This window comes from Mycobacterium intermedium (genome assembly GCF_002086275.1).
In the GTDB taxonomy this organism is placed as follows: domain Bacteria; phylum Actinomycetota; class Actinomycetes; order Mycobacteriales; family Mycobacteriaceae; genus Mycobacterium; species Mycobacterium intermedium.
In genome coordinates this window covers 1-24,822 of sequence record NZ_MVHT01000010.1, presented here as the reverse complement: position 1 = coordinate 24,822, position 24,822 = coordinate 1, and the positions used below count along the sequence as shown (strand labels likewise).

The window sequence follows — 24,822 nt, the reverse complement described above, 5'->3', positions numbered from 1 at the left end:
AGTCGGACGAAGACGAACGGGTCAGGTCAGGTGGCGGTCTCGCCACCTCTTCAGCCGGCTCGTCGGCGCCTGTATCGCGTCCAGCACCGAAGTCATCGAAGGGGCCATGGACTTGACGCGGGCGGCCGGTTCTGCGAGTGGGGGCCCGTCGCCCTCCCACCACGTCGGCTGCAGCAGGGCTGTCGTCACCGGAATCGCCTGCTCCACACTGTTACGTCCCCAACGGCACGCTCGATCGATAGCGGTGGCCGAGGGTGCGAGGTTGATCGCGGACAGCGTCGGCTCGAAGCGGATTAGGTGGTCGACGTACGGCAGGTTGCGCACGATCTGCAGCTGGATCGCTTGGGTGATCGGGGCCAACCACATATGCCGCGAGTCCCACTGGGGATGGAAGCAGTCAAAGGCCAAGTAGCACGCGTTTCGGGTGCCCAATCTGCCGTCGCGCACTCGTTTCCACGCCAACGCGACGGGAACGTTGCTGGCAGCGCCGCCGTCGACAATCGCCGCGATGTCCCGGTCGGCACAGAGTTGGTCGAGCAGTGGGACCATGCGGGGATCGCTTGTTTCGTGATGCAGCACGCCAGGAATGGCAGACGAGAACGAGGCCGCGTCGACGACGTCGAAGTCGAGGTCCGGATCTTCCCCACTGACGACGATCGGCTTCACCACTCGGAGGTCGATGAATGCTGCTACCTGCCACATGCGGGCCGCCACCAGCGGGCCCATGCCGATGGGGCGGAACGGCAGCGACCGCAATTGCAGGGCGGCCAGTTCTGGATGGCGAAACCTTGACGGCAGCTTCGCATACGGCTGCCTGCGTACGCCGGCGATCACGACATCCAGCGGGATCGCCAGGTCCGACATGCGCATCCGCTCGCCGTCCTCGCGGCTGAGCAGCGGGAGGGCAAATTTGTCGAACCGCAGCGCGAACAGGCCCGCCAGGCCGTGCCGGCGGCGCAGGCGCTCGGGTCCGAGAATGGCGCGGTAGGACACCGACTTTGCCCACGCCACGTACTCGTCGATGGGCACCGGCAGCTCACGGGCTACCAGGCTGCCCATGATCGACCCGAAGGACGAACCGACCATGTAGTCGGGCACCTGTCCGATTTCCAAGAGCCGCTGCATGCCGCCGATGTAGACGAAACCGGCGCCGCCGCCCCCGCCCAGGACCGTGACGAGCTTCTTGTAGCCGACCTCGGAGTCCAGTTCGTGGGCGGAGAAGTCGTTGGCGTGTCGCTCGATGAGCACGCGCCGCTGGTCGTTCTGTTCGGGTTCCAGAACTGCCAGGGTGTCGCGGGCGGCCTTCAGTGCGGTGACCGGATCCGGCTCCTCGCGCAGCGGTCCGTAGAGCGTGTCGATCACCCGCGATCGCCAGGGCGCGACTTCGGCGCCCACCGAGACGTCCCCCCGGCCGCGGGTGCCACCCGGGCCCGCCGCGCCGGGCTCGAAATCGGCGAGCCGGGCGAAGTTGAGGACGTAGCGCAGCTTGCGCAGATCCTCACTGCTCAGCACGTCCGGGTAGGTGAGGTTGTGTCGGACCAGGCGGCTTTCCATCTTCTGCAGCAACAGCGCAGGTTCGACCGCTGGCAGGTCGACGGTGTCCAGGGCCGCATCGGTGTCGCGGGTCTCGTCGTCGATCGCGTCGATGTCGTCGAGAGCGTCGAGATCGATTTCGTCGCTTTCCGGGAGGGCGTCGACTTCTTCGAGGGGTACGCCGCGGTTGAGTAGCCGCCTTCGGATGGTGTCGGCGATCCGTATCTCCATCGGTCAGTGTCCTGGGACTGGCACGGTAGGCAGAGCCGAGGTGCCCGGCCAGCAGCCCAGCGGGCTGATCCCCTTGTTGATGGCGGCGGTGATGCAGTTCTGGACCACAACGTTGGGGTCGTTGCTGATTGAGCGGGACAGGATCTCGTTCGCCTTGGCCTGTGCTTCGGCGGTCCGCTGGGACTCCTGCGCGATCGAGGTCTGAGCGCGTTGCTGGTTGAGCTGGTTGATTTTGTCCTCGGTCCCCTGGTCGTACTGAATGGTGGGCACGTTGACGTCGAAGATGTCGACTTGGCCGCTGACATCCTTGCGCATGATGTCGGCGGCGCGCCGGGCCAGGCCGGGCAGGGGGGAGACATCGAGGTTCTGCGGGTCCAGCGGGTTGAAGGCGGCGAACACCTCGTTGAGCGCGACCGACAGGTTCCGCTCGATCAGGTTGACCCGTACGTTGTCGAACGTCTTGTACTGCTGGAACAATTCGGGTGCGGCGGACTGCTTCAGTTGCCAACGGATGCTGACGTCAGCCCAGGCTGTCGATTGATTGCCCAGACGGACCATGATGCGTTCGTCGTGGTTGCCCACCTTGACGTATTTGTCGATCTGGACGGCGCCGTCCATCTGATGGGTCATCTGCCACGGAAACTTGGCGTGAAAGCCATTGTTCAGGCTGACCCCGGAGGGACGTCCGAATGTGGTCACGATCGCGATCTGACGGGTACCGACGATCACGAAGCAGCCGAGCAGGAAGCTCAGGACTGCCACTACCAGCGCTCCGAGCGTGAGCGCCCTGGCGGCCGAGCCTCCGCCGTCGCCGCGATTGAGTCGCCAGAACAAGCCCGCTACTCCAGCGACGATGAGCCCGATTACGAAGAACAGTAGTTGCCACGTCATCCCCCGACTCCTTCTGCTTGGTTTGGTGCTGACCGTGTTGCTTGGAAGACTAGGCTGCGGCCATGTCCATTGACCGTGCCGCACTCCTTGCGGGCAGCATCCGACTCGCTTCTGGAATTTCCTTCCTTGTGGACCCCGTGCGTGCCAATCGACTCTGGGGCGGTGGTGCGGAGGAGTCATCGCCGACCGCACAGTTGTTGCTGCGCTCGATGGGTTATCGCGACGCGCTGATCGGAGGCTTGCTGGCGACCGCGGCGCTGCGCGGCAAGAACACTCGAGGCTGGTTCCTCGCGTCGGGTGGGGCCGACGCGGCCGACCTGCTGGGTGGGCTCGGTGTGCATAGCGAGCTCAGGCCCGCGCAACGCGTCATTGGCTTGGGTGGCGCTGTCCTCGGCATCGGTGTCGGGCTGTGGGGTGCGGCGCGCCCGACCACCCGTCGCGATCAGCGGGCGCTGTCGGACAGCGTCAGCGGCGACGAGTAATCGACTATGGACTTCGGTGTTCTGACGTTTGTGACCGACGAGGGCATCGGCCCGGCAGAGCTCGGGGCGGCACTCGAAGAGCGCGGCTTCGAGTCCTTGTTTCTCGCCGAGCACACGCACATCCCGGTCAATCACTCGAGTCCGTATCCCGGTGGTGGCGAAATGCCGCGGAAGTACTACCGACCGCTGGATCCGTTCATCGCGTTGGCGGCGGCGGCCGTCGCCACCGAGGGGCTGGTGCTGGGCACCGGTATCGCGCTGATCTCGGAGCGGGATCCGATAATCACGGCCAAAGAAGTCGCCTCGTTGGATCTGGTGTCGGGCGGACGTTTTCGCCTGGGCGTGGGTGTGGGTTGGTTGCGTGAGGAGGTGGCCAACCACGGTGTCGATCCCGCGGTGCGCGGCCGCGTTGCCGACGAGCGGTTGCGCGCGATGATCGAGATCTGGACCAAGGACGAAGCCGAATTTCACGGCGAATACGTGGATTTCGACCCGATCTACTGTTGGCCAAAGCCCGCTACCAAGCCTTATCCGCCGTTTTACATCGGTGGGGGACCGGCGAGCTTCAAGCGCATCGCCCGACTGGGTGCCGGTTGGATTGCCATCAGTCCCACGCCGGAACTGCTCGCGGTGGTGCTGCAGGACCTGCGCGCCGTCGCCGGCGCCGATGTGCCGGTTACCGTCTGCCAGTGGGGCGAGCAGACCGCGGACGGCGTTGCGGGTTACCAGGCTTTAGGGGTGGAGCGTGTCCTGTTGGAGCTGCCGACCGCGCCGCGCGACGAGACACTGCGATACCTCGACGCCTTGGCGGCCGACCTCGCGCAGCTGGGGTAGTCAGACGCGATATCCCGCACGTTCGGCGCTAGCTGAACCGTCCCAGCACTCGGCGAACCAGGCTTTCGCTCTCGGGTGGCTGTCGTTCGACGTACGGCCATGGCTGATTGCGCTCGGGGACGGACGCCGCCCGTTGCTGTTTGAGCTGCGTCCTCAAGTGCTGGCGCAGCTCGTGCAACTCTGGGTCGGTCCAGCGGTTCTGCGACTCGATCGGATCGACGGTCAGATCGTAGAGCTCCCACTGATCGTCGAGGGGGTCGGTCCGAAATACCTCACCGCCCAATCCGTTTGCCGAGAGGTGGCGCACGCCGGGCTCGGTCCACGTGGCGGGGTCGTCGAAGGTGCGCACCAACTTCCACAGATGCCCCGCACCGCCGATTGCTTCGGCTTCGGGGACGCGCACCACCAGCCCTTCGAAATTCGAGGCTACGTGGGCGGGCAGCTTAATGCGAAGTGGCGGAGGAGGATTCACCGCATGGCCCAATTGCCGGGCCAACGCCGACGCACCGGTGTCGCCTTCGAGTACGTTGTCGCGCGTCATCAGATACACGGCGCGTCCCTCGTCGGCCTGAGCACCGTCCACCACCGGCATCAGGTCGCGGCCGGGCAACGGATGCACTTCCGAGAACGACTCCGCGAGATCAGCAGCCACCGCGTCCACATCGACCCCGGCCGCGCTGAGCAGTGTCGGCACCAGGTCAACATGCGAGGTGGGCGCCTCGACCGTCCTTGGCGCCGTGGCGTTTTCCCCGATGCGCGCGATGACGAACGGGACCCTGGTCGCCTCGTCGTACATGTTGAACCACTTCTGGTGCAGACCGCCGTGGGCGCCGAGCAACTCACCGTGGTCGGAGGTCCGCACCAGGACGGCGTTTTCGGATCCGCCTTCGGTCACCGCTCGGCGCACCCGGTCGAGCGGACCGTCGACTTCGGCGTGTAGCCGGTAGTAGAGATCGCGGTACTGCTGCGCGTAGCGCTGGTAACCCCGGCTGACCGCGGGCGCGACGCCGTATCCGCTGTAATAGGCCTCGCGGAAGGCGATCTGGGCGGCGGGCTTTGACTTGAGGTCCTCGTCGGCGGTGGGTGCTGGCGGTACATGCGGCGGGTCGAGGGGTGACGGCTTGACCGGGCTGCGTCGCGCCCACGCCGGGAACAGCACGATGTCATGCGGATTGACAAAGCTGGCGACCAGCAGGAACGGGCGCAGCGCCTCGGGGTCGCCCGCGCGACGTCGTGCATAGCGATCCTCGAGCCACGCGACTACCCGATTGGCGATCAGCGGGTCACGCCGAAATCCGCTGTTGGCGGTGCCCGCCCCGTGCGGTTCGGGACCCACCCATCCCGAGAAACCGTACGGGCTCAACGGATCTGCCTCGAGGTAACGTTGCACGGCGGCCTGATCGACGACGCCATCGTTGTCGTTGGTGGCCAACGGTTTCCCGGTGGCCGGATCGTGCAGGTCGGCGTGGGAGATGTGCCACTTGCCGTCGTAGTGGGTGTCGTACCCCGCTGCGCGGAACCAGTTGCCCAGCGTCGGCACCTCGCCCTGTCGCAGCCAGCGCAGCCGCGAGTCGTCGAATCGCTTACCGATGCCGTCGGTTTGGGTGACGCCGTGCAGGTCTGGATACTGCCCGGTGAAGATGGTCGGACGGCTGGGAACGCAGGCCAGTGATCCGGTGTAGTGCCGAGCGAAGTTGACTCCATGCTCGTCGAACCAGCGCCGGCCGGTCAGGGTGCGCCGGCGCCACTCGCGGATGTCGTCTGGCTCATAGGGCGGGATGGCGCGCTCCTCATCGGTCATGAGGATGACGATGTCTGGACGGTCAGGCATGCGCGTTCTCCAATCGTTGTGCCAGCCCGGCGAGCATCGAGTCGGACTGCTTTGCCATCAGTCGCAGTGCGACCCACTCCGCCATGCGTGCCGGCGGGCCGCTGCCGGCATCGACGGTGCTGGTGAGGGTCACTCGGGTTGCTGCGCCGTCGGGTCGCAGTGTCCATCGATTGGCGACCTTGCCCAGCCTGGGCGGCAGGCCTTCGATGTCGTAGGCCAGCGTTGCGGGCGGGTCGAACTCGGTGATGCGCTCTACCAGCGCATTACTGCCGACCTGCACTCGCCGCGTAGTGCCCAATGGTCCGCCGTGGGGGCCGTGGTTCAGCACGCAGGAGTGGTCGACGCCGTCGGCCCATGAGCTCAGTGCGCCGAAGTCGGCGAGGACGTCCCAGATCGCCTGCCGTTCGGCTGCGATCGTCCGGCTTCGGCTGATGTCTGCCACGCGCATCATTCTGCACGGAGCCTGCCGGCACGGTTGTCGCTGGGCACGCGGTACCGATGCAGCTGGAATTGGGACGCGACCTGTCCGGCGCCTTGACCCCATACGTGACGCAATGCTAAGCAAGTGCTCAGCATCTGACTGATTGAAAGGGATCAACGGTGACCCTGCAGACCGTTCTCGACGAGATTCGCACGCGCCCCGGAAAGGGCGACGTGATTCCGATCATCAATCCGGCTACCGAAGAGCAGATCACCGAATTCACCGACTGCGGGGAAGAGGGGGTCGACGACGCCGTCGCGCGGGCCAAGGCTTCCTTCGAGTCGGGCGTCTGGTCCCAATTGCCCGGACGGCAGCGGGCCAAAATCATGTGGCGCATCGCCGATTTGATCGATGAGCACGCCGACGAATTCGCCCAGCTCGATTCGCTGAACACCGGCATGCCGCTGATGCAGGCGCAATTGCAGATGTCCACCTGCTCGGAGTTCTTCCGCTACTACGCCGGCTGGTGTTCGAAGCTCAACGGCGTCGCATACGACGTGAAGACCGACGGCATCGCCACGGACACCTTCGTCAGCATGCACGCCTACACCCTCAAGGAGCCCTACAGCGTGGTGGGGCTGATCTTCCCGTGGAACGGCCCTATCTTCAACGCCTGTGCCAAGCTCGCGCCGGCGTTGGCGGCTGGCTGCAGCATGGTGGTCAAGCCCGCCGAGGAGACGCCCTTGTCGGCGCTGCTGCTCGACAGGCTGATCCACGAGGCCGGCGTGCCCGAGGGAGTGGTCAACCTGCTCACCGGCTACGGCTACACCGCCGGCGCGGCGATCACGAGGCATCCCGACGTCGAGAAGGTCGCGTTCACCGGGTCGACCGAGGTGGGCAAGGAGATCGTGCGGGCATCGGCCGGCAACCTGAAGAAGGTCACCCTCGAGCTCGGCGGGAAGTCGCCGGTGCTTATCTTCGACGACGCCGACATGAGCAAGTGCATTCTGATGGCGGCACTGGGCATCTTTGTGCACTCCGGCCAGGGCTGCGTGTGCGGGTCGCGGATCTTCGCCCAGCGAGGCGTGTACGACCAAGTGGTGGAAGGCATTGCCGCCATGGCGAATACGTTCAAACTGGGCGGCCCCGACGAGGAGGGCTGCGTGAGCGGTCCACTCATCAGCCAGAAGCAGCTGAACCGCGTCATGGGCTTCATCGACGAGGGCAAGAGTGAGGGCGTCGACGTGGTCACCGGCGGCCACCGTTTGGACCGTAAAGGCTACTTCGTCCACCCCACGGTGCTCACCAACGTCGACCCCGGCATGCGCCTGTACCGAGAGGAGATCTTCGGTCCGGTGGTCAGCATCCTGCCGTTCGACGACGAAGACGAGGCCGTGGCACTGGCCAACGACACCACCTACGGCTTGGCGGCCACCGCGTGGACGGAAAACGTGGGCCGGGCCCACCGGATCGTCAAGCGGCTGCAGGCGGGCAGCGTGCAGGTCAACTGCCAACTGGTGTTTGACCACGATGTGCCGTTCGGCGGTTACAAGCAGTCCGGCTGGGGTCACGAATTCGGCCGCGAGGGCATCGAGATCTACCTGAAGACCAAGTCGGTCTGGGCCCAGCTGTAGCGGCTATACCGGCTACACCGTGATCCGGAGCCGCTCCCACCCACGCACGGTCGACGTAGGCGCGAGCTTGAGACTGTCGTAGTCGATACCCCATTCCGGCCACCGGTTGAGCAACTCGTCCAGCGCGACCCGGCCTTCGAGGCGGGCGAGGTTGGCGCCGAGGCAGTAGTGGACGCCCTTGCCGAACGTCAGGTGCGAGATGTTGTTGCGGTGGATGTTGAACGTGTCGGGGTTCTCGTATCGCGCCGGGTCTCGGTTGGCGGCACCGAACAGCAGCAACACGGCGCTGCCGGCCGGCACCGTGGTGCCATAAGCCTCCCAGTCGCGAAGGGTGTAGCGCCCGACGTGCGGGCCGGTCGGCTCGAAGCGCAAGGTCTCGTCGACCGCGCGATTGAGCAACGAGCGGTCCTGCGCGATCTCGCGGCGCTGGTCGGGATGTTCGGCGAGCACCTTGGCCAGCCAGCCGATCAGCCGGCCCGTGGTCTCGTTGCCCGCGCCCGCCACCACCTGGGTGTAGTGCAGAACCTCCTTGCGCGTCAGCTTTCTCGTCACGCCGTGCTCGTCTTCGAATTCAACGTTGAGCAGCGCGGTCATCAGGTCGTCGGACGGGTTCTTGGCGCGCCATTCCACGTAGTCGGCGTAGATCCGGCCGTCGGCGATGGCGTCGGGGTCGGCGACCTTCATCGGTGCGCCGGGGCGGGTGCGTAGGTTGGCATCGTTGGCGTCGCGCACCTCGATCTGTTCTTCTTCGGGAATGCCGAGCAGCATGCCGATGACGCGCATCGGCATCATCGAGGCGAGTTCGGCGATGATGTCGAACCCGTCCGAACCGACCAGCGGGTCAAGACACTTGATGCAGTAGCGTCGAATCTGGTCTTCAATGGCGGCCATTCGCCGTGGCGTGAAGACTCGCCCCATGACCCCGCGCAGCCTGGTGTGTGTCGGGGGGTCCTCGAACATCATCACTCCGGGGGGCATGTCGAACTTCGACTTGATCAGTTCGAGGATGTCACTTCGACTGTTGGAGAACGTCTCCCAATCCGACAGCGCGCTCTCAACGTCGGCGTGCCGGGATATCGCCCAGAAGTCGTAGCGCTCGTTGTAGTACAGCGGCGCCTCTTCGCGCAGGCGCGCGAAAGTGGGATAGGGGTTGGCGGTGATGTTGACGTCGTAGGGGTCGTAGTAGACGTCGGTTTGTGGTGCATCGGGTGCGATCGTCATGAGCGAGGATCCTTTACTTCAGGCAGCTTCCGGCGTCGACGGGAAGCGCGACGCCGGTGATGTATCGAGCCTCGTCGGAGGCGAGGAAGAGCACCGCATTGCTGATGTCTTCCGGTGTCACCCAGGGGATCGGCAGGGTGTGGAAGGTTTGGCAGATGGGGGCCAGATCGTCCGGTCCGGGGTTGTCGAGGTCGGGTCGGAACAGGCGAAATGTCTTCTCATTGATCAACAATGGTGTGTTCACATGCGTGGGATGTACCGAATTGACGCGAATGTTCTTGGGACCCAATTCGACCGCGAAGGACCGCATCAGGCCGACCACTCCGTGTTTGGCGGCGTTGTAATGGCCGGTATGGGTGTAGGCCTTCAAACCGGCGACCGAGCTGGTCAGCACGATTGCGCCCTGCCCAGCGGAAATTAGATGTGGTGCTGCGGCTTTCACCGACTTCCAGACCCCGGTCAGATTGACGTCGATCATGTCCTGCCAGAGGCGTTCGTCCATCCGGTCCAGGCGAGGGGCGACCGTGGCGATGCCGGCGTTGGCCACGACGATGTCCAGACCGCCCAGCTGCTCCGCGCCGGCGTCGACCGCGGCTTTGAGCGAGTCGTAGTCGCGGACGTCGACTTCGGCGGTGACGATCCGTCGGTCCAGGTTCTTGACGAGATCGGCCGTCTCGGCCAGGTCCTCGGACGTTGCCGGTGGTGCGGGGGAGTCGTCGAACGGCTGGCAGATGTCGACGGCGATGATGTCGGCGCCCTCCTGCGCCAGCCGCACCGCATGACTGCGGCCTTGGCCTCGCGCGGCGCCGGTGACAAATGCGACCTTGCCGGCGACGCGCTCGGCCATCGTTCCTCCTCGAAGAGTAACCGTGTTACCGTTGTACGGTAACCGCGTTACACCGACGATGCAAGGGTGCAGGGCGACAGTGGTCAGTGCCGAACTCACGACCGGTGATGCCGCAGATAGGCGGCATGATCGCATCCTCGACATCGTCGTGGAGATCCTGGAAACGCAGGGTTACGACGCGGTGCAGTTGCGCGCGGTCGCCCGCCGTGCCCGGACGTCGTTGGCGACCATCTACAAGCGTTATCCGACCCGGGACTCGCTGATCGTGGCTGCCCTCGAGCGGTGGATGGACGAGAACCGTTTCGCCGGTTTGGCGACGCAGACGCACGAGCCGGACGAGTCGATCTACGACGGCCTGATGCGGGTGTTTCGGACCATTTTCGAACCGTGGGAGCGGCATCCCGACATGCTCAAGGCTTATCACCGCGCGCGGTCGGCCCCTGGAGGTCAGCGGCTGGTCGACCGTGGCCTGGATGCCGTCATACCCGCGACGATGGCCGTGCTCGCGGACGCCGACGCCGACCTGGTCGAAGAACTGCCCCCGATCGTGTCGAACCTTGCATACGGCCTGGTGGCGCGTTTCTCCGCCGGCGAGATCGACATCGCCGAGATACTGCCGATCCTGGATCGTGCCGTGTTTCGGCTGACGGTCAACGCGGGGAAAGTATGACGACTGGGATCTCGCGTTCAGTCCAGTGTTGGTATTTGGCGAAGTCGGGGTAGAGCTCGACCAACCGGGGCCACAGGCCCGCGCGCTCCTCGGGAGTGGCGACGTGCGCGGAGACTTCCAGGTTGCGTCGCCCCTTGACATGGATTCGCGTGTCCGGGTTGGCGACGAGGTTGAAGTACCACTGCGGATTCTTCGGCAGACCGCCCTGCGATGCGACGATGACGAAGTCCTCGCCGTCCTGCAGGTACAGCAGGGGAGTGGTGAATTGCTTGCCCGACTTACGGCCGCGATGTTCGAGCAGCAGCGTCGGCACCGGGTTGCGGAAGCCGGCACCCACGCGCCACTTGTTGCCGATGTATCCGTTGGTCAGTTTGAAAACCGCCACGTGTGCCTTGGACATGTACTTGATGGCCTTGGCCGTGGTCGGTGACGTCAGTCCGGACGGGGCTTCGTCGGGCAGGGCGAACTTCGGCATCGATAACTCCTTGCGCTAGGGAGTATTTCGCGTCAGCCGCACCGTCGGTCGTGGTTAGGACGTTCTGGCGTACCTGCGAACGAGGTCGTTCTCGCCGAACGTGCCCGTGTGCTGGCGGCCGTCGGCATCGCTGCCGAAAAACGTCCACTGCTTAGGGGTTTTCTTCGGTTCGCCGATGAGCTTGACCTTGTATCGGTATGCACTCGGCCGCAACGTACCGATGATGTCGCCGATGCGAATCTCCGAGGGATGTATCTCGGGTGCATCGGACCAGTTGGGTTTCGTCATAGCACCCGTCCTCGCCTTTATTGTTGTTCCCACTCTAGCCCGACAAGGTTTGTCGCATACGGTTAGGGCAAAATCGCTCGACAACTGATGGATGGAAGGGGCGGTTCGCACTATGTATGACCAGGTCAACACCGCCAACGCGGCAGATCAGACGGAAATCGGTTCACGCATCGATCCGGTGCTGGCCCGAAGTTGGTTGCTGGTCAATGGTGCGCATGCCGATCGGTTTGAATCGGCGGAGCGTTCCCGCGCGGACATCGTGGTCCTTGACATCGAGGACGCCGTCGCGCCCAAAGGCAAGGACGCTGCGCGCGACAACGTGGTGCGCTGGCTTAGCGACGGCCATAGCGATTGGGTTCGGATCAACGGGTTCGGCACCCCGTGGTGGGCAAAGGACATCGCCCAACTGGCCGATACCGGGGTGGGTGGGGTGATGCTGGCGATGGTCGAGTCGGTGGACCACGTCACGGAGACGGCCAGGCGGTTGCCCAACGTGCCGATCGTGGCGTTGGTGGAAACGGCCCGGGGCCTGGAGCGAATCACCGAGATCGCAGCTGCCAAAGGCACTTTCCGCCTGGCGTTCGGGATCGGCGACTTCCGGCGGGACACTGGCTTCGGCGAAGATCCCACCACCCTGGCGTACGCGCGGTCGCGGTTCACGATCGCGGCAAAGGCCGCCGGATTGCCGAGCGCGATCGACGGCCCGACCATCGGTTCCAATCCGCTCAAGCTCATCGAGGCGACCGCGGTGTCCGTCGAGTTCGGGATGACCGGCAAGATCTGCCTGTCGCCGGACCAGTGCGCGGTGGTGAACGAGGGGCTGTCCCCGTCTCAGGACGAAATCGGCTGGGCCAAAGAGTTTTTCGCCGAATTCGAACGCGACGGAGGGGAGATCCGCAACGGGTCGGATCTGCCGCGCATCGCCAGGGCGACCAAGATCTTGGAATTGGCCCGCTCGTACGGCATTGAAGCGTCGGAATTCGAGGACGAACGGGTGCACGCACCCGCGCCGTCGGACACGTACCACTACTAGTTGCTCGACGCGATGGCAGCGTAACGTCGGTATCGGATGCCGCAGTCCTCGAGGAGGCGGACGATGAAGGCCGGGTTTGTTGTCGCGTGCGGAGCGGCTGCCGAGTTGACCGTCCATTCGGCCATCCAGACCTACTGCAACGGCCACAACCACCTGGTCTTTTCGTGAGTGCAGAGAATCGGGTGCGGGTGGCACGGATCTACGACGAGCCGGATCCCGATGACGGTCAACGGGTGCTGATCGATCGCATCTGGCCACGCGGCATCCGCAAGGACGACCCGCGGGTGGGCATCTGGTGTAAAGACGTCGCACCGTCCAAGGAACTGCGGGAGTGGTATCACCACCACCTGGACAGATTCGACGAATTTGCTTCGCGCTATGAGGCGGAGCTGGAGGGCAACCCGGCGTTGGACGAACTGCGCGCGTTGGCACAGCGTGGCGTCGTGACTCTGGTGACCGCCGGTCGCCAGGCGCACGCCAGTCACGCGACCGTCCTCGCGGAAGTCCTCACCCGATAACGCCGAGCAGACGCGAAAGCCTCGAATTCATACCGAATCTGGGACTTTCGCCATCGCTCGCGCCGGGGTGGCGAGTGGCCGGCGTGAGATGATCATTGGATGCGGCTGGGATTGCACGCTCTGGGAATCGGGACAGGCGCCGACCGTGCGGTGATCGACGCCGTCGCTTCCGCGGCCGACGACATCGGTTTCGCCACCCTGTGGGCCGGCGAACACGTCGTGATGGTCGACCGCCCCGAATCGCGCTATCCCTATTCCGACGACGGCGTCATTGCCGTTCCAGCACAAGCAGATTGGCTTGACCCGATGATCGCATTGGGCTTCGCCGCCGCTGCCTCTTCGCGAATCTCCATTGCGACGGGTGTGTTGCTGCTGCCGGAGCATAGCCCCGTCACCGTCGCCAAGCAGGCCGCCAGCCTGGACAGACTGAGCGGCGGGCGCTTGACGCTAGGCGTCGGCGTCGGTTGGTCCCGTGAAGAATTCGACGCGCTCGGGGTGCCGTTCGAGCGCCGCGGGGCGCGCACCGCCGAATACGTCGACGCAATGCGGGTGTTGTGGCGCGACGACGTCGCCTCATTCGCCGGAGAGTTCGTCAACTTCGACTCGATCCGGGTGAATCCCAAGCCAGTTCGCGATCGTCGCATTCCGGTGGTGGTGGGAGGCAACAGTGATGCGGCGTTGCGACGGGTCGCGAGGTGGGGCGACGGCTGGTACGGGTTCAACCTCGACGGCGTTGCCGAGGCGCGCGACCGGCTTGGTGCGCTGGGGCGGCTCTGTGCTGAATCGGGACGCGACCGTCGCGAGTTACGGGTGGCCGTGGCTCTGGTCAGCCCTCGCGTTGATGATGTTGCTGCACTTGCCGAACTCGGGGTTGATGAGCTGGTTCTGGTTGAATCTCCACCGGAGGATGCCGACGCCGTACGCAGTTGGATTTCGGGGTTGGCCGATCGGTGGACGATCTAATCGAGCGCCGAAGCGGAGTCCAGATCGCCATAGGGGTGCTCGACGCGATACTTACCGGCTGCGCCGATCAGTAATCGTATTGCGCGAGCGTGGGTTCGACACCTCGGTGCGATCCGCCCAGGGAAACGGCCGCGGGAACCATTTCACTGGTCACCAGTCCGTCGCTGGTGGTCAGCTCGTCGACAATGTTGAAACTGCGGGCGATCGCTTCGGGGGTGTCGACGATGATGGTCGTCACCGGAACCTTGCGGCCTAGCTGAAATAGCTTGTCGCCGTGCGGCTTATGATCACCGATAAAGCCCCAGATCCCGCGCAGCGTCGTCGCGCCGCGGGTCGTCTTGTTCTGCATCAGGTGCTGAATCAGCGCGCGGTGGATGGGTCGTCCCCCATGGAGAGAGGTTTCTGCCGTGTGCACCATCAGCTTCTGCCAAAGGGGGCGTCCCTGGTTATCGGTGGGGGGCAGCTCTTGCGGTCGGGCGAACCGCTTGCCGTCGCGTTTGCATAGGCGCACTCGTTCCACCGTGAGCAGCGGCCGGGGCAGTAGTGCGGCGAGTTCCGTTGCGGCGACGGCAACCTGCTGAATGGATCCGACGGCGATGATCATCTGCGGGACGTTGACATTCCGGCCGAAGAACCTGGCTCGGTAGCGCTCACCGTATGCGGTCCCGTCGACGCCGAGAAGGACTGTGGCCCCGGCGAATTGATGCCGGTGCAGGAGTTCGCAGATGGCATGGTAGGCAGGATTCCCTGCGACGCGCACCTGCCGGCCGACATAGATGGTGAGCTTGGCGGCGTCCGCGGTTACGCCGTTGAGGTCGTTGAGTGCGGCGGCGCCGTTGTCTCGGGTGATCAGCCGGGCGCGTTCGAGAGTGACCAGGCCGCGGTCGGTCATCGCCATCACGTCGTCGACAAGGGGCCGAATCTTCGACTCCACATCGACCGCCGCGATCGTCACCGGCGGGTCTTCGGACAGGCTCAACGTTTGGTCGTCGCGAAGGTCACCTCTGGGCCCGAAACTTGTGGTGCCGCGCAGCATTACGCTTGTTGCGATACCTCGGGTGCCGAAGAGGTCCAGCATCGAATCGGCGAGGAAGCGCCGCGGTTGCCCCAGGGTGCGCTGGCGTTCGCCGAAGTACGCGGTCAGCTTCAGGCTCTGCTCGCTCATATGAGCCCCGCGATCCACTGCCCCAGCAGCGCGGCGGCCAGGCCGAGCACCACGCTGACAGCGATATTGGCGAACGCGGCCGTCAGCTGACGTTCCTCGCCCAGTCGTTGGGTTTCCAGCATCCAGGTCGAGAAGGTGGTGTAGGCGCCGACGAACGCGGTGCCGGCCAGCAGGGCCACGTCCTTGGGCAACGCCAGGCCGCCGAGGAATCCCAGGAGCGCGGCGCCCGTGATGTTCACCGTCAAGGTCCCGTAGGGAAACGGCCGGGCCATACGGCGGGCCACCGCGCGGTCGACCAGGAACCGCGACACGGACCCGATGCCGCCGATGACCATGACGCCCAGCCAAACCAGAGCCGTCGTGAGCGTGGCCGTCATCCGCGTACCCGTACCCGGCGCACCATGGCTGTTGCCAGATGTACCGCCAGCAGTCCTAGCGTGATGCTCACGACGGTATACGAGATGGCCAGGGTCCAATGGCCGTGCTCGATCATCCTGACGGTCTCCACCTGCATCGTCGAGAACGTGGTGAGTCCCCCGCACAGTCCAGTGCCCAGCGCGGGGCGTCGGTAGCTCGACAACGGCAGGCGTTCGAGCAACCGGGTGGTGAAGTAGCCCAGCAGGAAAGCGCCCACGATGTTGACGATGAAGGTGGGCCACGGCCACCGAGCCGGATCGGGCGCGGTGAGATGGGCGAGGGCGGCGCGGGTGACGGATCCGACCGCTCCGCCGGCGAAAATCGCTGCCAGCTCCCGGTAGTCGCGGCGTGCCACTGGTTGTTCCCCTTCGGTGTGCCGAGTGTGTGCCTACGCAGCGTAGGGCGGTCGGGCGCCCCTACGGGCAGAATTGTTACCCATGGCCCACCCACGCGCCGGACAACCGGCCCAGCCCGAAGACCTTGTCGACCTGCCGCACCTGGTGACGGCCTATTACTCGGTGACGCCCGATCCCGACGACGTCGCCCAGCAGGTGGCATTCGGCACGTCGGGCCATCGTGGCTCCGCGCTCGCCGGGGCGTTCAATGAGGCCCACATTCTGGCCATCACCCAGGCGATCGTCGAATACCGCGCGGCCCAGGGCACCACCGGACCGTTGTTCATCGGCCGTGACACACATGGCCTTTCGGAGCCGGCTTGGGTGTCCGCGCTGGAGGTGCTGGCGGCCAACGATGTGGTGGTCGTCGTCGACTCGCGCGACCGGTACACGCCGACGCCGGCTATCAGCCACGCCATCCTGACCTACAACCGTGGCCGCACCGACGCGTTGGCTGACGGAATCGTGGTCACCCCGTCGCACAATCCGCCGTCCGACGGGGGCTTCAAATACAACCCACCGCACGGCGGGCCGGCGGACAGTGACGCGACGGGCGCGATCGCGCGGCGCGCCAACGAGATTCTGCGTGCGGGTCTCGGCTCGGCGGTGAAGCGCGTTCCGTTCGCGCGTGCGCTGGCGGCCGCCCAACGTCACGACTATCTGGGCAATTACGTTGACGACCTGCCCAACGTCGTGGATCTTGCGGCCATCCGCTCGGCCGGAGTCCGGATAGGTGCCGACCCACTGGGCGGTGCCAGTGTCGACTACTGGGGTGCTATTGGCGAGCGGCACGGGCTGGATCTCACGGTGGTCAACCCCCTGGTGGATGCGACGTGGCGGTTCATGACGCTTGACCACGACGGCAAGATCCGGATGGACTGCAGTTCGCCGGACGCGATGGCCTCGCTGATCGCCAACCGGGACCGCTATCAGATTGCGACCGGCAACGACGCAGACTCTGACCGGCACGGCATCGTCACCCCGGACGAGGGTCTGCTGAATCCGAACCACTACCTGGCGGTGGCCATCGACTACCTCTACACGCACCGGCCGTCGTGGCCCGCCGATGTCGGCGTCGGAAAGACCGCGGTCAGTTCGTCGATCATCGACCGGGTGGTCGGCGGGATCGGGCGTTCGCTGGTGGAAGTGCCGGTCGGGTTCAAGTGGTTTGTCGACGGGTTGATCGGCGGCACGATCGGTTTCGGCGGCGAGGAGTCGGCGGGAGCGTCGTTCCTGCGGCGCGATGGTTCGGTGTGGACGACGGACAAGGACGGCATCATCCTGGCGTTGCTGGCCTCGGAGATCCTGGCCGTCACCGGAAAGACGCCGTCGCAGCGGTACCGCGAGCTGGCCGCGTCGTATGGTGCGCCGACGTATGCGCGGGTGGATGCACCGGCGGACCGGGAACAGAAGGCGCGCCTGGGGCGGCTGTCGGCCGAGGAGGTCACCGCGACCGAAATGGCTGGTGAACCGATTGTGGCGAAGCTGACTACTGCGCCGGGCAACGATGCCCCGCTGGGCGGGCTCAAGGTGACGACGGCCAATGCGTGGTTCGCCGCGCGGCCGTCGGGCACCGAGGACGTGTACAAGATCTACGCCGAGTCATTTCTCGGGCCCGAGCACCTCGCCGAGGTGCAGAAGACGGCGCGGGAAGTGGTCAACCAGGCGATTGGGTAGGGCCCGTTTCCGCTGCTTGGGTCACGTTGACCCCACCAGTAACACTGGCACCTCGGGGAAGGGGCATGTTGTTTTCGAATGCGCTATCGCGGGTGCTATCACCGGCTCTGTCACCTGCGACTTTGAACCCGCGTTGGCTGTGGTGTAGCTTCGATGGGCACGACATTCTGGGGCTATGGCGCAGCTGGTAGCGCACCACACTGGCAGTGTGGGGGTCAGGGGTTCGAGTCCCCTTAGCTCCACCAGAAAACCGCTGGTCACAGCCGCCACCCGTGACACCGATCGCGCGAGCTCAAGGCCGCAGCGGAGGCGCTGGGCAAGTTAATCCTGTAGCGCTTTCGGGTCCGGCGGCTTGCTCGATCCCATGCCCGACATTCCCCGGCCACGCTGCCGGCTGCAGACGGCGCGCTATCGCTACCCTTGGCTGCTCCTAACGCATAGCCGGAAGCCGGGCGCGCGGGTTGTCGCGGCGTCCACGCCGGCGATGTTTGCGAACGCCTGCCATTCGCCAGGCCGGAAGCCGCGCGCGATCGAGATTGCTCCGTCGGTGCGCGTGATGCCGTGCAGGCCGAGCAGCGGCGCCAGGACTCGTCGCTAGCAATCTCGAAACGGCCGATTTGGGCGGACGATGCTGCGCCCGACTCGCCCGGTACAACGGGACGGCCACGCTTTTCGATGAGAACTGCTGGTGATCGGCACGGCGTCGAGGTGGCTGGTGAACGTGTAGCTGCCCTCCTCCCACGCACCCCGCGTTCGATCGCCGTCGACGTTCGCAATACAGATACACGGGATATGTATCATTGCCCAGTGTCCGGCCCCGTCGAAGACTCCGTGATCGAAGCCTGGATCACGGAGAACATCGGTCCCGTCCGCACCATCGAGCGCCAGCAACGTTGGCGGCCAGCGTGGTTCGTGACCGCGGCACGTGACGATCAAGAAATACGCCTCTATGTCCGGGGGGATCGCGAAGGGTTCGGGTTTGCGACAGTCTGGGCCGAGGCGACAGTGCTGCGCGTGATGGAAGCGCACGGCATCGCGGTCCCGCACATTTACGGCGAGATCCCGGAAGCATCAGCCGTCGTGATGGACTGGCTGCCCGGCGCTGCCAGTCCATGCAGCGACATCGAGCCCCAGCAGATTGACGCGGTGATGGACGATTACATCGATGCGTTGGTCAGTGCCCACGGCATCGATCCGACTGCTTTCGCCGCCGCGGGCCTGCCCATACCGACCGGCCCTGAAGCCGTTGCGCTCGACTATTTCGAGACATTCGTAACGCGCTATCGAGACTTCAAGCAGCGCCCGGAGCCGTTGCTGGAGTTCGCCATCGGCTGGCTGAGGCGCCACGTGCCGTCGCATCGCGCCACCCCGCGTTTCGTGCTGGGCGACACCGGCCAATTCATGTACGCCGACGGCCGGATCACTGGGTTGATCGACGTCGAGCTCGCCCACATAGGTGACGTCTTCCATGACCTCGCGGGCCTTCGATTGCGCAACGTGACCGAACCGATGGGTGACCTGGGTCGCCTGTTGCGGCGCTATGAGCAACGCTCGGGCGTACCCCTGGACCGTGCGGCGATCGAATTCCACACCGCCAAGTTCGCGCTGTGCACCCCGCTGGGAGTGGCGATAGTCCTGCACCTGGACCTGCCCTTGCCCGACATCGTTCAGTACATCGAGTGGTTTCATCTCCTGTCACTGCACACGATCGAATCCATTGCGCAGCAGGCCGGCGTCCCCCTGTCGACGGTGTCGCTTCCTGACCCCATGCCGACTTCCTATCCCGGGGCAATCGCCGGGCTGCCCGGCATGATCGAGTCGCTTGACGTGCTGCCGGGCATCGCCGAACACCAGCGCCGGTGCGCTTCGACCGTCGCCCAATTGGCCCACCGGGTCGCCACATACGGCCACGCCATCGACGCCGCGGATCTCGATGACCTCGAGGAATTCCTTGGGGAACGGCCCGCCGACCGGGCGGCCGGCGATCAGGCCTTGGAGCATGCCGTGCTGATGGCAGCGCCTGAGCAGGATCCCGAACTGATCGTGCTTCTCCATCGCCGGGTGATGCGTCAGCTCTTGCTCATCGAACCGATGCTGACCGGAGGACGAATCGGACACGTCACACCCTTGAGCGAACTGCTCGACTGATTCCTGCGCAAGCGTGGGGGGTCAGGGGCTCGAGTCCCCTTACCTCCACCGAGAAAACAGGGCCGTCGGGGATCTTTTTGTCGTCCTCACGGCACGGGCTGGCCGTTGTTGCCTTGCGACCCCGTGGGGCCGAAGAGTCCGGGCCACAAGTTCGGGATGCCGCCGCCTGCGCCGCCGAATCCGCCGTAACCGGGCTTGTTACCCTGCCACGTCTGGTCGGCATCGCCGCCGGCTCCGCCATTTCCGCCGGCGCCGAACAGCACCGCATCGCCGCCCCGGCCACCGATCCCGCCGACGCCGCCGGCCACCGCTGAGAAGCCGCCCGCGCCGCCCGCGCCCCCGTTGCCGTACAGGAAACCGCCCCTACCGCCGAACCCGCCGGCGCCCGCGGCGTAGGTCACCCCGTTCAACACCCCGGCGGGTCCTCCTTTCCCTCCGGCGCCGCCGTTACCGATCAACCCACCCGGGCCGCCCCAGCCACCTTGGGCGCCGACCCGGGTGCTGTCGCCGCCGCGGCCGCCGTTGCCGTAGAGGATGCCGCCGGGGCCGCCGTTGGTGCCGATACCGTTGACGGTCGTAGTGCCGTCGGCGCCGTCACCGATGAGCGGCCTGCCGAGCGCGGCCAAGAACGGCGCATTGATCAGCGCCAGAAGCGGGTTGGCGTTCGCGGCTTCGGCGCTCGCGTACGACGCCGCGCCTGCACTGAGCAGTTGGACGAATTGCTGTTGGAATGTTGATGCCTGGGCACTGATGGACTGGAATGCTTGGCCGTGCTCGCTGAACAGGGCCGCGATGGCGGCTGACACTTCATCGGCCGCCGCAGCCAGCACTCCGGTGGTAGGGGCACTGGCCGCCGATGTCGCGCAGTGGACCGCCGCCTCGATGCTCGCCAGGTCTGACGCTGCTGCGGTAACGATTTCTGGGGCGATCAAGAGCGCCATCCAATTCCCTTCCCTGAGCTCGAATCGGTTCTGTGACCAGCCTGCGACTGGCGGTGTGTTGAATAGGTTCGCATGCCAGGTACCGTCGGGGCCATCAACCCGCGACCATGAGAACCCGGATGGAAGCCAAACGCGATCGGCAGAACCCCATTGCGTATCAGCTGGTTTGACCTAAATTGCCAAGCGGTTGAAGTCGGCGTTCGGACGATTGGGTTGGTGGTAGATGGCAGTTCATTAAGGCGTTGGCGGGTCGATGCGAATGTAGGCCAATGCGACTGATGAATTATGCATGGGTTTGCTATCGGTAAATTTAATATACGAACCGACCCAACGGTCGGACGGTGATTAAAGGGGTAAACAAGTTCTTTCCGCAGCGCGCTTAGAAAATTCGCCGGCACGGTGTCATTGTGGAGCGAGTTCCGCAGACCGGTCGCACGTGGCTCGCATCGCCACCGCCCTTGTCCGGTACCAGGCGACATAGCAAGGGCCGTCGCTGTACGAACACGCGCAGCTCGCGCAGGTCGCGGGCCGCCGGGTGCACTGCCTGACGCCTTCCGCGCCCCGCTGGCAAGGAGTGTTTTGGTCAACCTAGCCGGAGAGCTACTTTCCAGAAAACAGCTCAATGGCGCCACAATATCAAATGCCGTGCAAATAGGATTGTCCTGGCCGAAAGTCAATGACCCTGCGTCTCAATTCTCTTAACTTGGTGTTTCAAAAACCTGCGGATAGAGACTCGCGTCACGAATACAAGGTATATCGTAGCCGAAGTCTTGACATTTATTGCCTAATGCGTAACTTTGTTTAATTATGCCTGGAAGCGTCATTAAAGAAATCCCTGCCAAGCGGGTGACGCAGGGCGCAAGGGTGCACACCGGGTCGTTCGCGAGCCGTCCGCACTTCGGCAAGCTACGCCCACTCGAGGCCTACGCCACCCGCCACGTCCGTCGAGTGTGGGTTGTGTGCGGGACCATCGGTCGGTTGTATCCGTCGCGGGGACACGCCCGCACCGATCGTACGCGTTTAGGTGCACCTCAAAGATTCAGCCGGAAAGCACGTCGATCAGATCAGTTGTGCCCCTTAGCGGTCGCATCGCTTCGGAACGCTGGGCAATCGATCCTTTCCGGTCACCACGTGGGGCATGACTACGAAGCCATACCCAACCTTGCTGTGCGATTCGCATTCTAGGATCGCCAGCTCTGCTGCAGAAAGGTTGACACTCATGGTATTTCAGCATCCGCCCGTCGCGGTTGTTGGTGTGAGCGCCTTATTCCCTGGCTCGCCTGAAGCCGAACGCTTCTGGCGCAACATCGTCCAGGGGGTCGACCTGCTCTCAACAGTTCCCGAGTCGCACTGGCGTATCGACGACTATTACGACTCCGATCCGGGGGCGCCGGATAAGGTATACGCCCGCCGCGGCGGATTCCTGCCCGATATCGACTTCTCACCCATGGATTTTGGAATCCCCCCAAGTATTTTGCCGGCCACTGATAGTACGCAATTGCTAGCGCTGAGAGTCGCGCAGCAAGTATTGGAAGACGCCGCTGGCGGTGACTTCTCGCAAATTGATCGCGAGCGTGTCAGCGTGGTGCTCGGCGCATCAGGCGGTACGGAAATGACGATTTATATGAGCGGCCATCTGCACCGGCCGGTCTGGGAGCGCGGGCTTCGTGCTGCTGGTCTCACCGAATCTGAGATCAAGGCATTCGGTGAGCGCGTGATGTCGAACTACACGCCGTGGCAGGAGAACACCTTCCCCGGATTGCTTGGCAACGTCATCACCGGTCGAATCGCCAACCGGTTCGATCTGGGCGGTACGAACTGTGTCGTGGACGCGGCGTGTGCAAGCTCCCTGGCCGCTATCGAAGTTGGGCTCAATGAGTTATACCTCGGCAAGGCAGACATGGTGATTGCCGGTGGTGTCGACGCATTCAACGACGCCTTCATGTTTATGTGTTTCTCCAAGGTCACCGCGCTGTCGCCAACGGGAGACTGCCGCCCCTTCTCCGATAAATCTGACGGCACCATGCTGGGCGAGGGGCTGGCGATGCTGGCGCTCAAGCGCCTGGATGACGCCGAGCGCGATGGCGACCGGATTTACGCGGTGGTCCGCGGCATTGGCTCGTCCTCGGATGGGCGGGCAAAAAGCATCTACGCACCCAGTCCGGCCGGTCAGGCCAAAGCCCTTCGCCGTGCCTATGCTGCGGCAGGCTACGGTCCGGACACGGTTGGGCTGGTTGAAGCACATGGCACAGGTACCAAAGCCGGCGATCTTGCCGAGTTCTCCGCGCTGCGTGATGTTTTCGAGGCATCGGGTCGGATGGACCCACAGTGGTGTGCCCTCGGCTCAGTCAAGTCACAGGTCGGGCACACCAAGGGCGCCGCAGGAGCGTGTGGCTTGTTCAAGGCTGTGATGGCGCTGCACCACAAGACCTTGCCGCCAACCATCAAAGTTGACCAACCCAACCCCGCCCTCGAGATTGAGCAGTCGCCGTTCTACATCTCGACACAGGCCAAGCCATGGATTTCCGACAAGGACGTCCCGCGGCGCGCATCGGTAAGTTCGTTTGGCTTCGGCGGCACTAACTTTCACGTCACACTGGAGGAGTACGCGGGTGCGGGAAACCGCGCATGGCGATCCCGTTCCTGGGACTCTGAACTGATAGTGCTCGGCGCGAATTCAGCAGTGGCACTTGCCGATCAAGCCGCTCGTCTATCGGCTTCTTTGGTCGACAGTCCCGACATGCTCAGCTACATCGCCCGACAGTCACAATCAGCCTACGATGCGTCGCAGCCACACCGCCTAGCCCTCGTCGCCGATAGTGTTTCAAGCTTGCAGTCAATGCTTGGTGAAGTAGCGGCGAAACTTGAAACGCGCGACCTGGCAGCCTCCTTCGGCTCGCCAAAGGGATACTTCTATTCGGCGCGGCAGAGCGGGCCAGTAGCACTGCTCTTCCCTGGGCAGGGCAGTCAGTACCTGGGCATGGGTGGGGACATCCCGCAGCTCTTCGAGCCAGCGTTATCGCCGTGGGAACGTGCCCGCGCTCAGTTGCTGAACGCCGATCGCGACCTGCACCAAGTTGTCTGGCCAAAAGCGGCATTCACCGATGGTGATCGTGCGCAGCAGCTCGCTGAGTTGACCAAGACCGAGTGGGCGCAACCAGGAATTGGTGCACATAGTTTAAGTCTGCTCTCGGTGCTCCGTGCCCTTGGTATTGCGCCCATCGCCGTCGGCGGCCACAGTTTCGGTGAAATCAGCGCACTATGTGCCGCTGGTGTTTTCGACGAAGAAATGGCACTTCGGATCGCCCGTGCGCGCGGTGCTCTGATGGCTCAAGCGGCGGCACACAGCGATGGCGCCATGTGCGCGGTGGCGGCACCTGCCGAACAAGTCCGCAAGCTGATCGAACAATGGGAGCTTTCCGTAGTGATCGCCAACCACAACGCGCCCAATCAGGTTGTGTTGTCGGGCGACAGGGCTGCCGTGGACGCCGCCGCACAACGATTCCGCGAAGTGGGTTTGAACCCCCGTCAACTTGATGTCGCCACCGCATTCCATTCGTCGATCGTCAGCTCGGCAGCAACCCCATTCGCCGCGTTCCTCGCCGGCATTCCCTTCGGCACACCGCAAGTGCCCGTCTATGCCAACGCGACGGCGCAGCCTTACACCGGTGACGCGCAGGAAATGCGGACCACACTCGCCAACCAGATTGCTCAGCCAGTGCGGTTCTTCGAGCAAATTCAAGCAATGTGGCAGGCGGGCGCTCGCACCTTCGTCGAGGTTGGCCCCGGCAGTGTGCTGACCGGCCTCGTCGGGATGTGTCTCGCTGGCCAGGAGCATGCCGCAGTATCCCTGGACGTCAAGGGCAGAAATGGAATTCGATCACTTTGGATCGGATTGGCCCAACTTGTGGCGGCCGGCATCGATATGAATTTCGAGCCTCTGTGGGCCGATTACCGGCTTGGCGACGACCCGCGTACTCGTCCGAAACCCAAGCTGACCATCAAGATCAACGGTTCCATCTACGGAAGGCCAGACATAAGCGACGAGCCGCTGAGACGGCCAACTGAAATCAAACCAACCGCGCACAACGGTCAACACGGCAACAAACCCAGGACCGAACTGGAGACCATGAACCACCCCGGGTTTGATGCACACCGGTTTATGGGTGTGCAGCCTCTGAGTGGGCCGCGTTTGTAGCGTAGTGGA

At 64.4% G+C, this 24,822-nt stretch carries 21 protein-coding genes, 1 tRNA gene and 1 pseudogene; 11 read left to right on the top strand and 12 right to left on the bottom strand.

What is annotated here, in order from left to right:
• Window positions 1–21: 21 nt before the first annotated feature.
• Entirely contained in the window at window positions 22–1,764 is a 1,743-nt protein-coding gene (locus BST27_RS05855; RefSeq protein WP_079219849.1) for a patatin-like phospholipase family protein, read from the bottom strand.
• Window positions 1,765–1,767: 3 nt separating this feature from the next.
• Window positions 1,768–2,655, bottom strand: coding sequence for an Rv3090 family protease (locus BST27_RS05850; RefSeq protein WP_069421949.1), 888 nt, complete (start codon window positions 2,653–2,655; stop codon window positions 1,768–1,770).
• A gap of 62 nt (window positions 2,656–2,717) precedes the next feature.
• Between BST27_RS05850 and BST27_RS05845 the strand changes: the two genes are divergently transcribed.
• Together BST27_RS05845 and BST27_RS05840 are read left to right on the top strand one after the other, a co-directional pair.
• On the top strand, window positions 2,718–3,137 hold the full coding sequence (locus BST27_RS05845) for a DUF4267 domain-containing protein (RefSeq protein ID WP_069421950.1): 420 nt from the start codon (window positions 2,718–2,720) through the stop codon (window positions 3,135–3,137).
• A gap of 6 nt (window positions 3,138–3,143) precedes the next feature.
• Entirely contained in the window at window positions 3,144–3,971 is an 828-nt protein-coding gene (locus BST27_RS05840; RefSeq protein ID WP_069421951.1) for an LLM class F420-dependent oxidoreductase, read from the top strand.
• A gap of 28 nt (window positions 3,972–3,999) precedes the next feature.
• On the opposite strand, the gene BST27_RS05835 is transcribed toward BST27_RS05840, so the two are convergent.
• Together BST27_RS05835 and BST27_RS05830 are read right to left on the bottom strand one after the other, a co-directional pair.
• Window positions 4,000–5,802 carry a sulfatase family protein gene (locus BST27_RS05835; protein ID WP_069421952.1) on the bottom strand — a complete coding sequence of 601 codons (1,803 nt, stop codon included), beginning with the start codon at window positions 5,800–5,802 and terminating at the stop codon, window positions 4,000–4,002.
• Window positions 5,795–6,253, bottom strand: a complete 459-nt coding sequence (locus BST27_RS05830; RefSeq protein ID WP_069421953.1) for an SRPBCC family protein — start codon at window positions 6,251–6,253, stop codon at window positions 5,795–5,797. The genes BST27_RS05835 and BST27_RS05830 overlap by 8 nt, the downstream gene beginning before the upstream one ends.
• Window positions 6,254–6,402: 149 nt before the next feature.
• Between BST27_RS05830 and BST27_RS05825 the strand changes: the two genes are divergently transcribed.
• The gene (locus tag BST27_RS05825) at window positions 6,403–7,857 is read left to right on the top strand and encodes an aldehyde dehydrogenase family protein (RefSeq protein WP_069421954.1); all 1,455 of its coding nucleotides are present in this window, start codon (window positions 6,403–6,405) and stop codon (window positions 7,855–7,857) included.
• Between the two features lie 12 nt (window positions 7,858–7,869).
• Here BST27_RS05825 and BST27_RS05820 read toward each other — a convergent pair whose 3' ends face one another.
• Together BST27_RS05820 and BST27_RS05815 are read right to left on the bottom strand one after the other, a co-directional pair.
• Window positions 7,870–9,078 (bottom strand): cytochrome P450, encoded by a 1,209-nt coding sequence (locus BST27_RS05820; RefSeq protein WP_069421955.1) that lies wholly within the window; start codon window positions 9,076–9,078, stop codon window positions 7,870–7,872.
• Between the two features lie 13 nt (window positions 9,079–9,091).
• Window positions 9,092–9,925, bottom strand: a complete 834-nt coding sequence (locus tag BST27_RS05815) for a mycofactocin-coupled SDR family oxidoreductase (protein ID WP_069421956.1) — start codon at window positions 9,923–9,925, stop codon at window positions 9,092–9,094.
• A 79-nt stretch (window positions 9,926–10,004) separates the two neighbouring features.
• Between BST27_RS05815 and BST27_RS05810 the strand changes: the two genes are divergently transcribed.
• Complete coding sequence (locus BST27_RS05810; RefSeq protein WP_232007427.1) at window positions 10,005–10,595, top strand: TetR/AcrR family transcriptional regulator; 591 nt, start codon at window positions 10,005–10,007, stop codon at window positions 10,593–10,595.
• On the opposite strand, the gene BST27_RS05805 is transcribed toward BST27_RS05810, so the two are convergent.
• Window positions 10,576–11,070, bottom strand: coding sequence for a nitroreductase family deazaflavin-dependent oxidoreductase (locus tag BST27_RS05805; RefSeq protein ID WP_069421958.1), 495 nt, complete (start codon window positions 11,068–11,070; stop codon window positions 10,576–10,578). The genes BST27_RS05810 and BST27_RS05805 overlap by 20 nt on opposite strands.
• A gap of 54 nt (window positions 11,071–11,124) precedes the next feature.
• Window positions 11,125–11,358 (bottom strand): hypothetical protein, encoded by a 234-nt coding sequence (locus BST27_RS05800; protein ID WP_069421959.1) that lies wholly within the window; start codon window positions 11,356–11,358, stop codon window positions 11,125–11,127.
• A 112-nt stretch (window positions 11,359–11,470) separates the two neighbouring features.
• Here BST27_RS05800 and BST27_RS05795 point away from each other — a divergent pair, with 112 nt between their 5' ends.
• From BST27_RS05795 to BST27_RS05785, 3 genes are all read left to right on the top strand, one after another.
• Window positions 11,471–12,391 carry an HpcH/HpaI aldolase/citrate lyase family protein gene (locus BST27_RS05795; protein WP_069421960.1) on the top strand — a complete coding sequence of 307 codons (921 nt, stop codon included), beginning with the start codon at window positions 11,471–11,473 and terminating at the stop codon, window positions 12,389–12,391.
• Window positions 12,392–12,555: 164 nt separating this feature from the next.
• The gene (locus tag BST27_RS05790) at window positions 12,556–12,909 is read left to right on the top strand and encodes a DUF488 domain-containing protein (RefSeq protein WP_069421961.1); all 354 of its coding nucleotides are present in this window, start codon (window positions 12,556–12,558) and stop codon (window positions 12,907–12,909) included.
• Between the two features lie 99 nt (window positions 12,910–13,008).
• Window positions 13,009–13,872, top strand: a complete 864-nt coding sequence (locus BST27_RS05785; protein ID WP_069421962.1) for an LLM class F420-dependent oxidoreductase — start codon at window positions 13,009–13,011, stop codon at window positions 13,870–13,872.
• A 67-nt stretch (window positions 13,873–13,939) separates the two neighbouring features.
• Here the strand turns inward: BST27_RS05785 and BST27_RS05780 are convergent, their stop codons facing one another.
• The 3 genes from BST27_RS05780 to crcB (BST27_RS05770) are packed head-to-tail and all read right to left on the bottom strand — an operon-like array spanning window position 13,940 to window position 15,809.
• Entirely contained in the window at window positions 13,940–15,037 is a 1,098-nt protein-coding gene (locus tag BST27_RS05780; protein WP_069421963.1) for a DUF190 domain-containing protein, read from the bottom strand.
• Window positions 15,034–15,414 carry a fluoride efflux transporter CrcB gene (gene crcB, locus BST27_RS05775; RefSeq protein WP_069421964.1) on the bottom strand — a complete coding sequence of 127 codons (381 nt, stop codon included), beginning with the start codon at window positions 15,412–15,414 and terminating at the stop codon, window positions 15,034–15,036. The genes BST27_RS05780 and crcB (BST27_RS05775) overlap by 4 nt, the downstream gene beginning before the upstream one ends.
• Window positions 15,411–15,809, bottom strand: coding sequence for a fluoride efflux transporter CrcB (crcB, locus tag BST27_RS05770; RefSeq protein ID WP_069421965.1), 399 nt, complete (start codon window positions 15,807–15,809; stop codon window positions 15,411–15,413). Before crcB (BST27_RS05770) ends, crcB (BST27_RS05775) begins: the two co-directional genes overlap by 4 nt.
• Window positions 15,810–15,891: 82 nt before the next feature.
• Between crcB (BST27_RS05770) and pgm the strand changes: the two genes are divergently transcribed.
• The 3 genes from pgm (at window position 15,892) to BST27_RS05755 (ending at window position 19,674) form a co-directional block, all read left to right on the top strand.
• A complete protein-coding gene (gene pgm, locus BST27_RS05765; RefSeq protein WP_069421966.1) occupies window positions 15,892–17,526 on the top strand; it encodes a phosphoglucomutase (alpha-D-glucose-1,6-bisphosphate-dependent) in 1,635 nt (544 codons plus the stop codon).
• Between the two features lie 169 nt (window positions 17,527–17,695).
• Window positions 17,696–17,771 (top strand) — tRNA-Ala (locus BST27_RS05760).
• Between the two features lie 562 nt (window positions 17,772–18,333).
• Window positions 18,334–19,674, top strand: coding sequence for a phosphotransferase (locus tag BST27_RS05755; RefSeq protein WP_232007428.1), 1,341 nt, complete (start codon window positions 18,334–18,336; stop codon window positions 19,672–19,674).
• A gap of 98 nt (window positions 19,675–19,772) precedes the next feature.
• Here the strand turns inward: BST27_RS05755 and BST27_RS34440 are convergent.
• Window positions 19,773–20,615 (bottom strand): annotated as a pseudogene (locus tag BST27_RS34440) (PE family protein); the annotation flags it as partial.
• A gap of 1,219 nt (window positions 20,616–21,834) precedes the next feature.
• Between BST27_RS34440 and BST27_RS05745 the strand changes: the two are divergent.
• Window positions 21,835–24,813 (top strand): type I polyketide synthase, encoded by a 2,979-nt coding sequence (locus BST27_RS05745; RefSeq protein WP_069421969.1) that lies wholly within the window; start codon window positions 21,835–21,837, stop codon window positions 24,811–24,813.
• The last annotated feature ends 9 nt before the right edge of the window (window positions 24,814–24,822 follow it).

What these genes read in the sequence shown, in the direction of transcription:
- BST27_RS05855 (WP_079219849.1), bottom strand. Translation starts at nt 1,764, where the DNA reads ATGGAGATACGGATCGCCGACACCATCCGAAGGCGGCTACTCAACCGC.
- BST27_RS05850 (WP_069421949.1), bottom strand. Translation starts at nt 2,655, where the DNA reads ATGACGTGGCAACTACTGTTCTTCGTAATCGGGCTCATCGTCGCTGGA.
- BST27_RS05845 (WP_069421950.1), top strand. Translation starts at nt 2,718, where the DNA reads ATGTCCATTGACCGTGCCGCACTCCTTGCGGGCAGCATCCGACTCGCT.
- BST27_RS05840 (WP_069421951.1), top strand. Translation starts at nt 3,144, where the DNA reads ATGGACTTCGGTGTTCTGACGTTTGTGACCGACGAGGGCATCGGCCCG.
- BST27_RS05835 (WP_069421952.1), bottom strand. Translation starts at nt 5,802, where the DNA reads ATGCCTGACCGTCCAGACATCGTCATCCTCATGACCGATGAGGAGCGC.
- BST27_RS05830 (WP_069421953.1), bottom strand. Translation starts at nt 6,253, where the DNA reads ATGATGCGCGTGGCAGACATCAGCCGAAGCCGGACGATCGCAGCCGAA.
- BST27_RS05820 (WP_069421955.1), bottom strand. Translation starts at nt 9,078, where the DNA reads ATGACGATCGCACCCGATGCACCACAAACCGACGTCTACTACGACCCC.
- BST27_RS05815 (WP_069421956.1), bottom strand. Translation starts at nt 9,925, where the DNA reads ATGGCCGAGCGCGTCGCCGGCAAGGTCGCATTTGTCACCGGCGCCGCG.
- BST27_RS05805 (WP_069421958.1), bottom strand. Translation starts at nt 11,070, where the DNA reads ATGCCGAAGTTCGCCCTGCCCGACGAAGCCCCGTCCGGACTGACGTCA.
- BST27_RS05800 (WP_069421959.1), bottom strand. Translation starts at nt 11,358, where the DNA reads ATGACGAAACCCAACTGGTCCGATGCACCCGAGATACATCCCTCGGAG.
- BST27_RS05795 (WP_069421960.1), top strand. Translation starts at nt 11,471, where the DNA reads ATGTATGACCAGGTCAACACCGCCAACGCGGCAGATCAGACGGAAATC.
- BST27_RS05785 (WP_069421962.1), top strand. Translation starts at nt 13,009, where the DNA reads ATGCGGCTGGGATTGCACGCTCTGGGAATCGGGACAGGCGCCGACCGT.
- BST27_RS05780 (WP_069421963.1), bottom strand. Translation starts at nt 15,037, where the DNA reads ATGAGCGAGCAGAGCCTGAAGCTGACCGCGTACTTCGGCGAACGCCAG.
- crcB (WP_069421964.1), bottom strand. Translation starts at nt 15,414, where the DNA reads ATGACGGCCACGCTCACGACGGCTCTGGTTTGGCTGGGCGTCATGGTC.
- pgm (WP_069421966.1), top strand. Translation starts at nt 15,892, where the DNA reads ATGGCCCACCCACGCGCCGGACAACCGGCCCAGCCCGAAGACCTTGTC.
- BST27_RS05745 (WP_069421969.1), top strand. Translation starts at nt 21,835, where the DNA reads ATGGTATTTCAGCATCCGCCCGTCGCGGTTGTTGGTGTGAGCGCCTTA.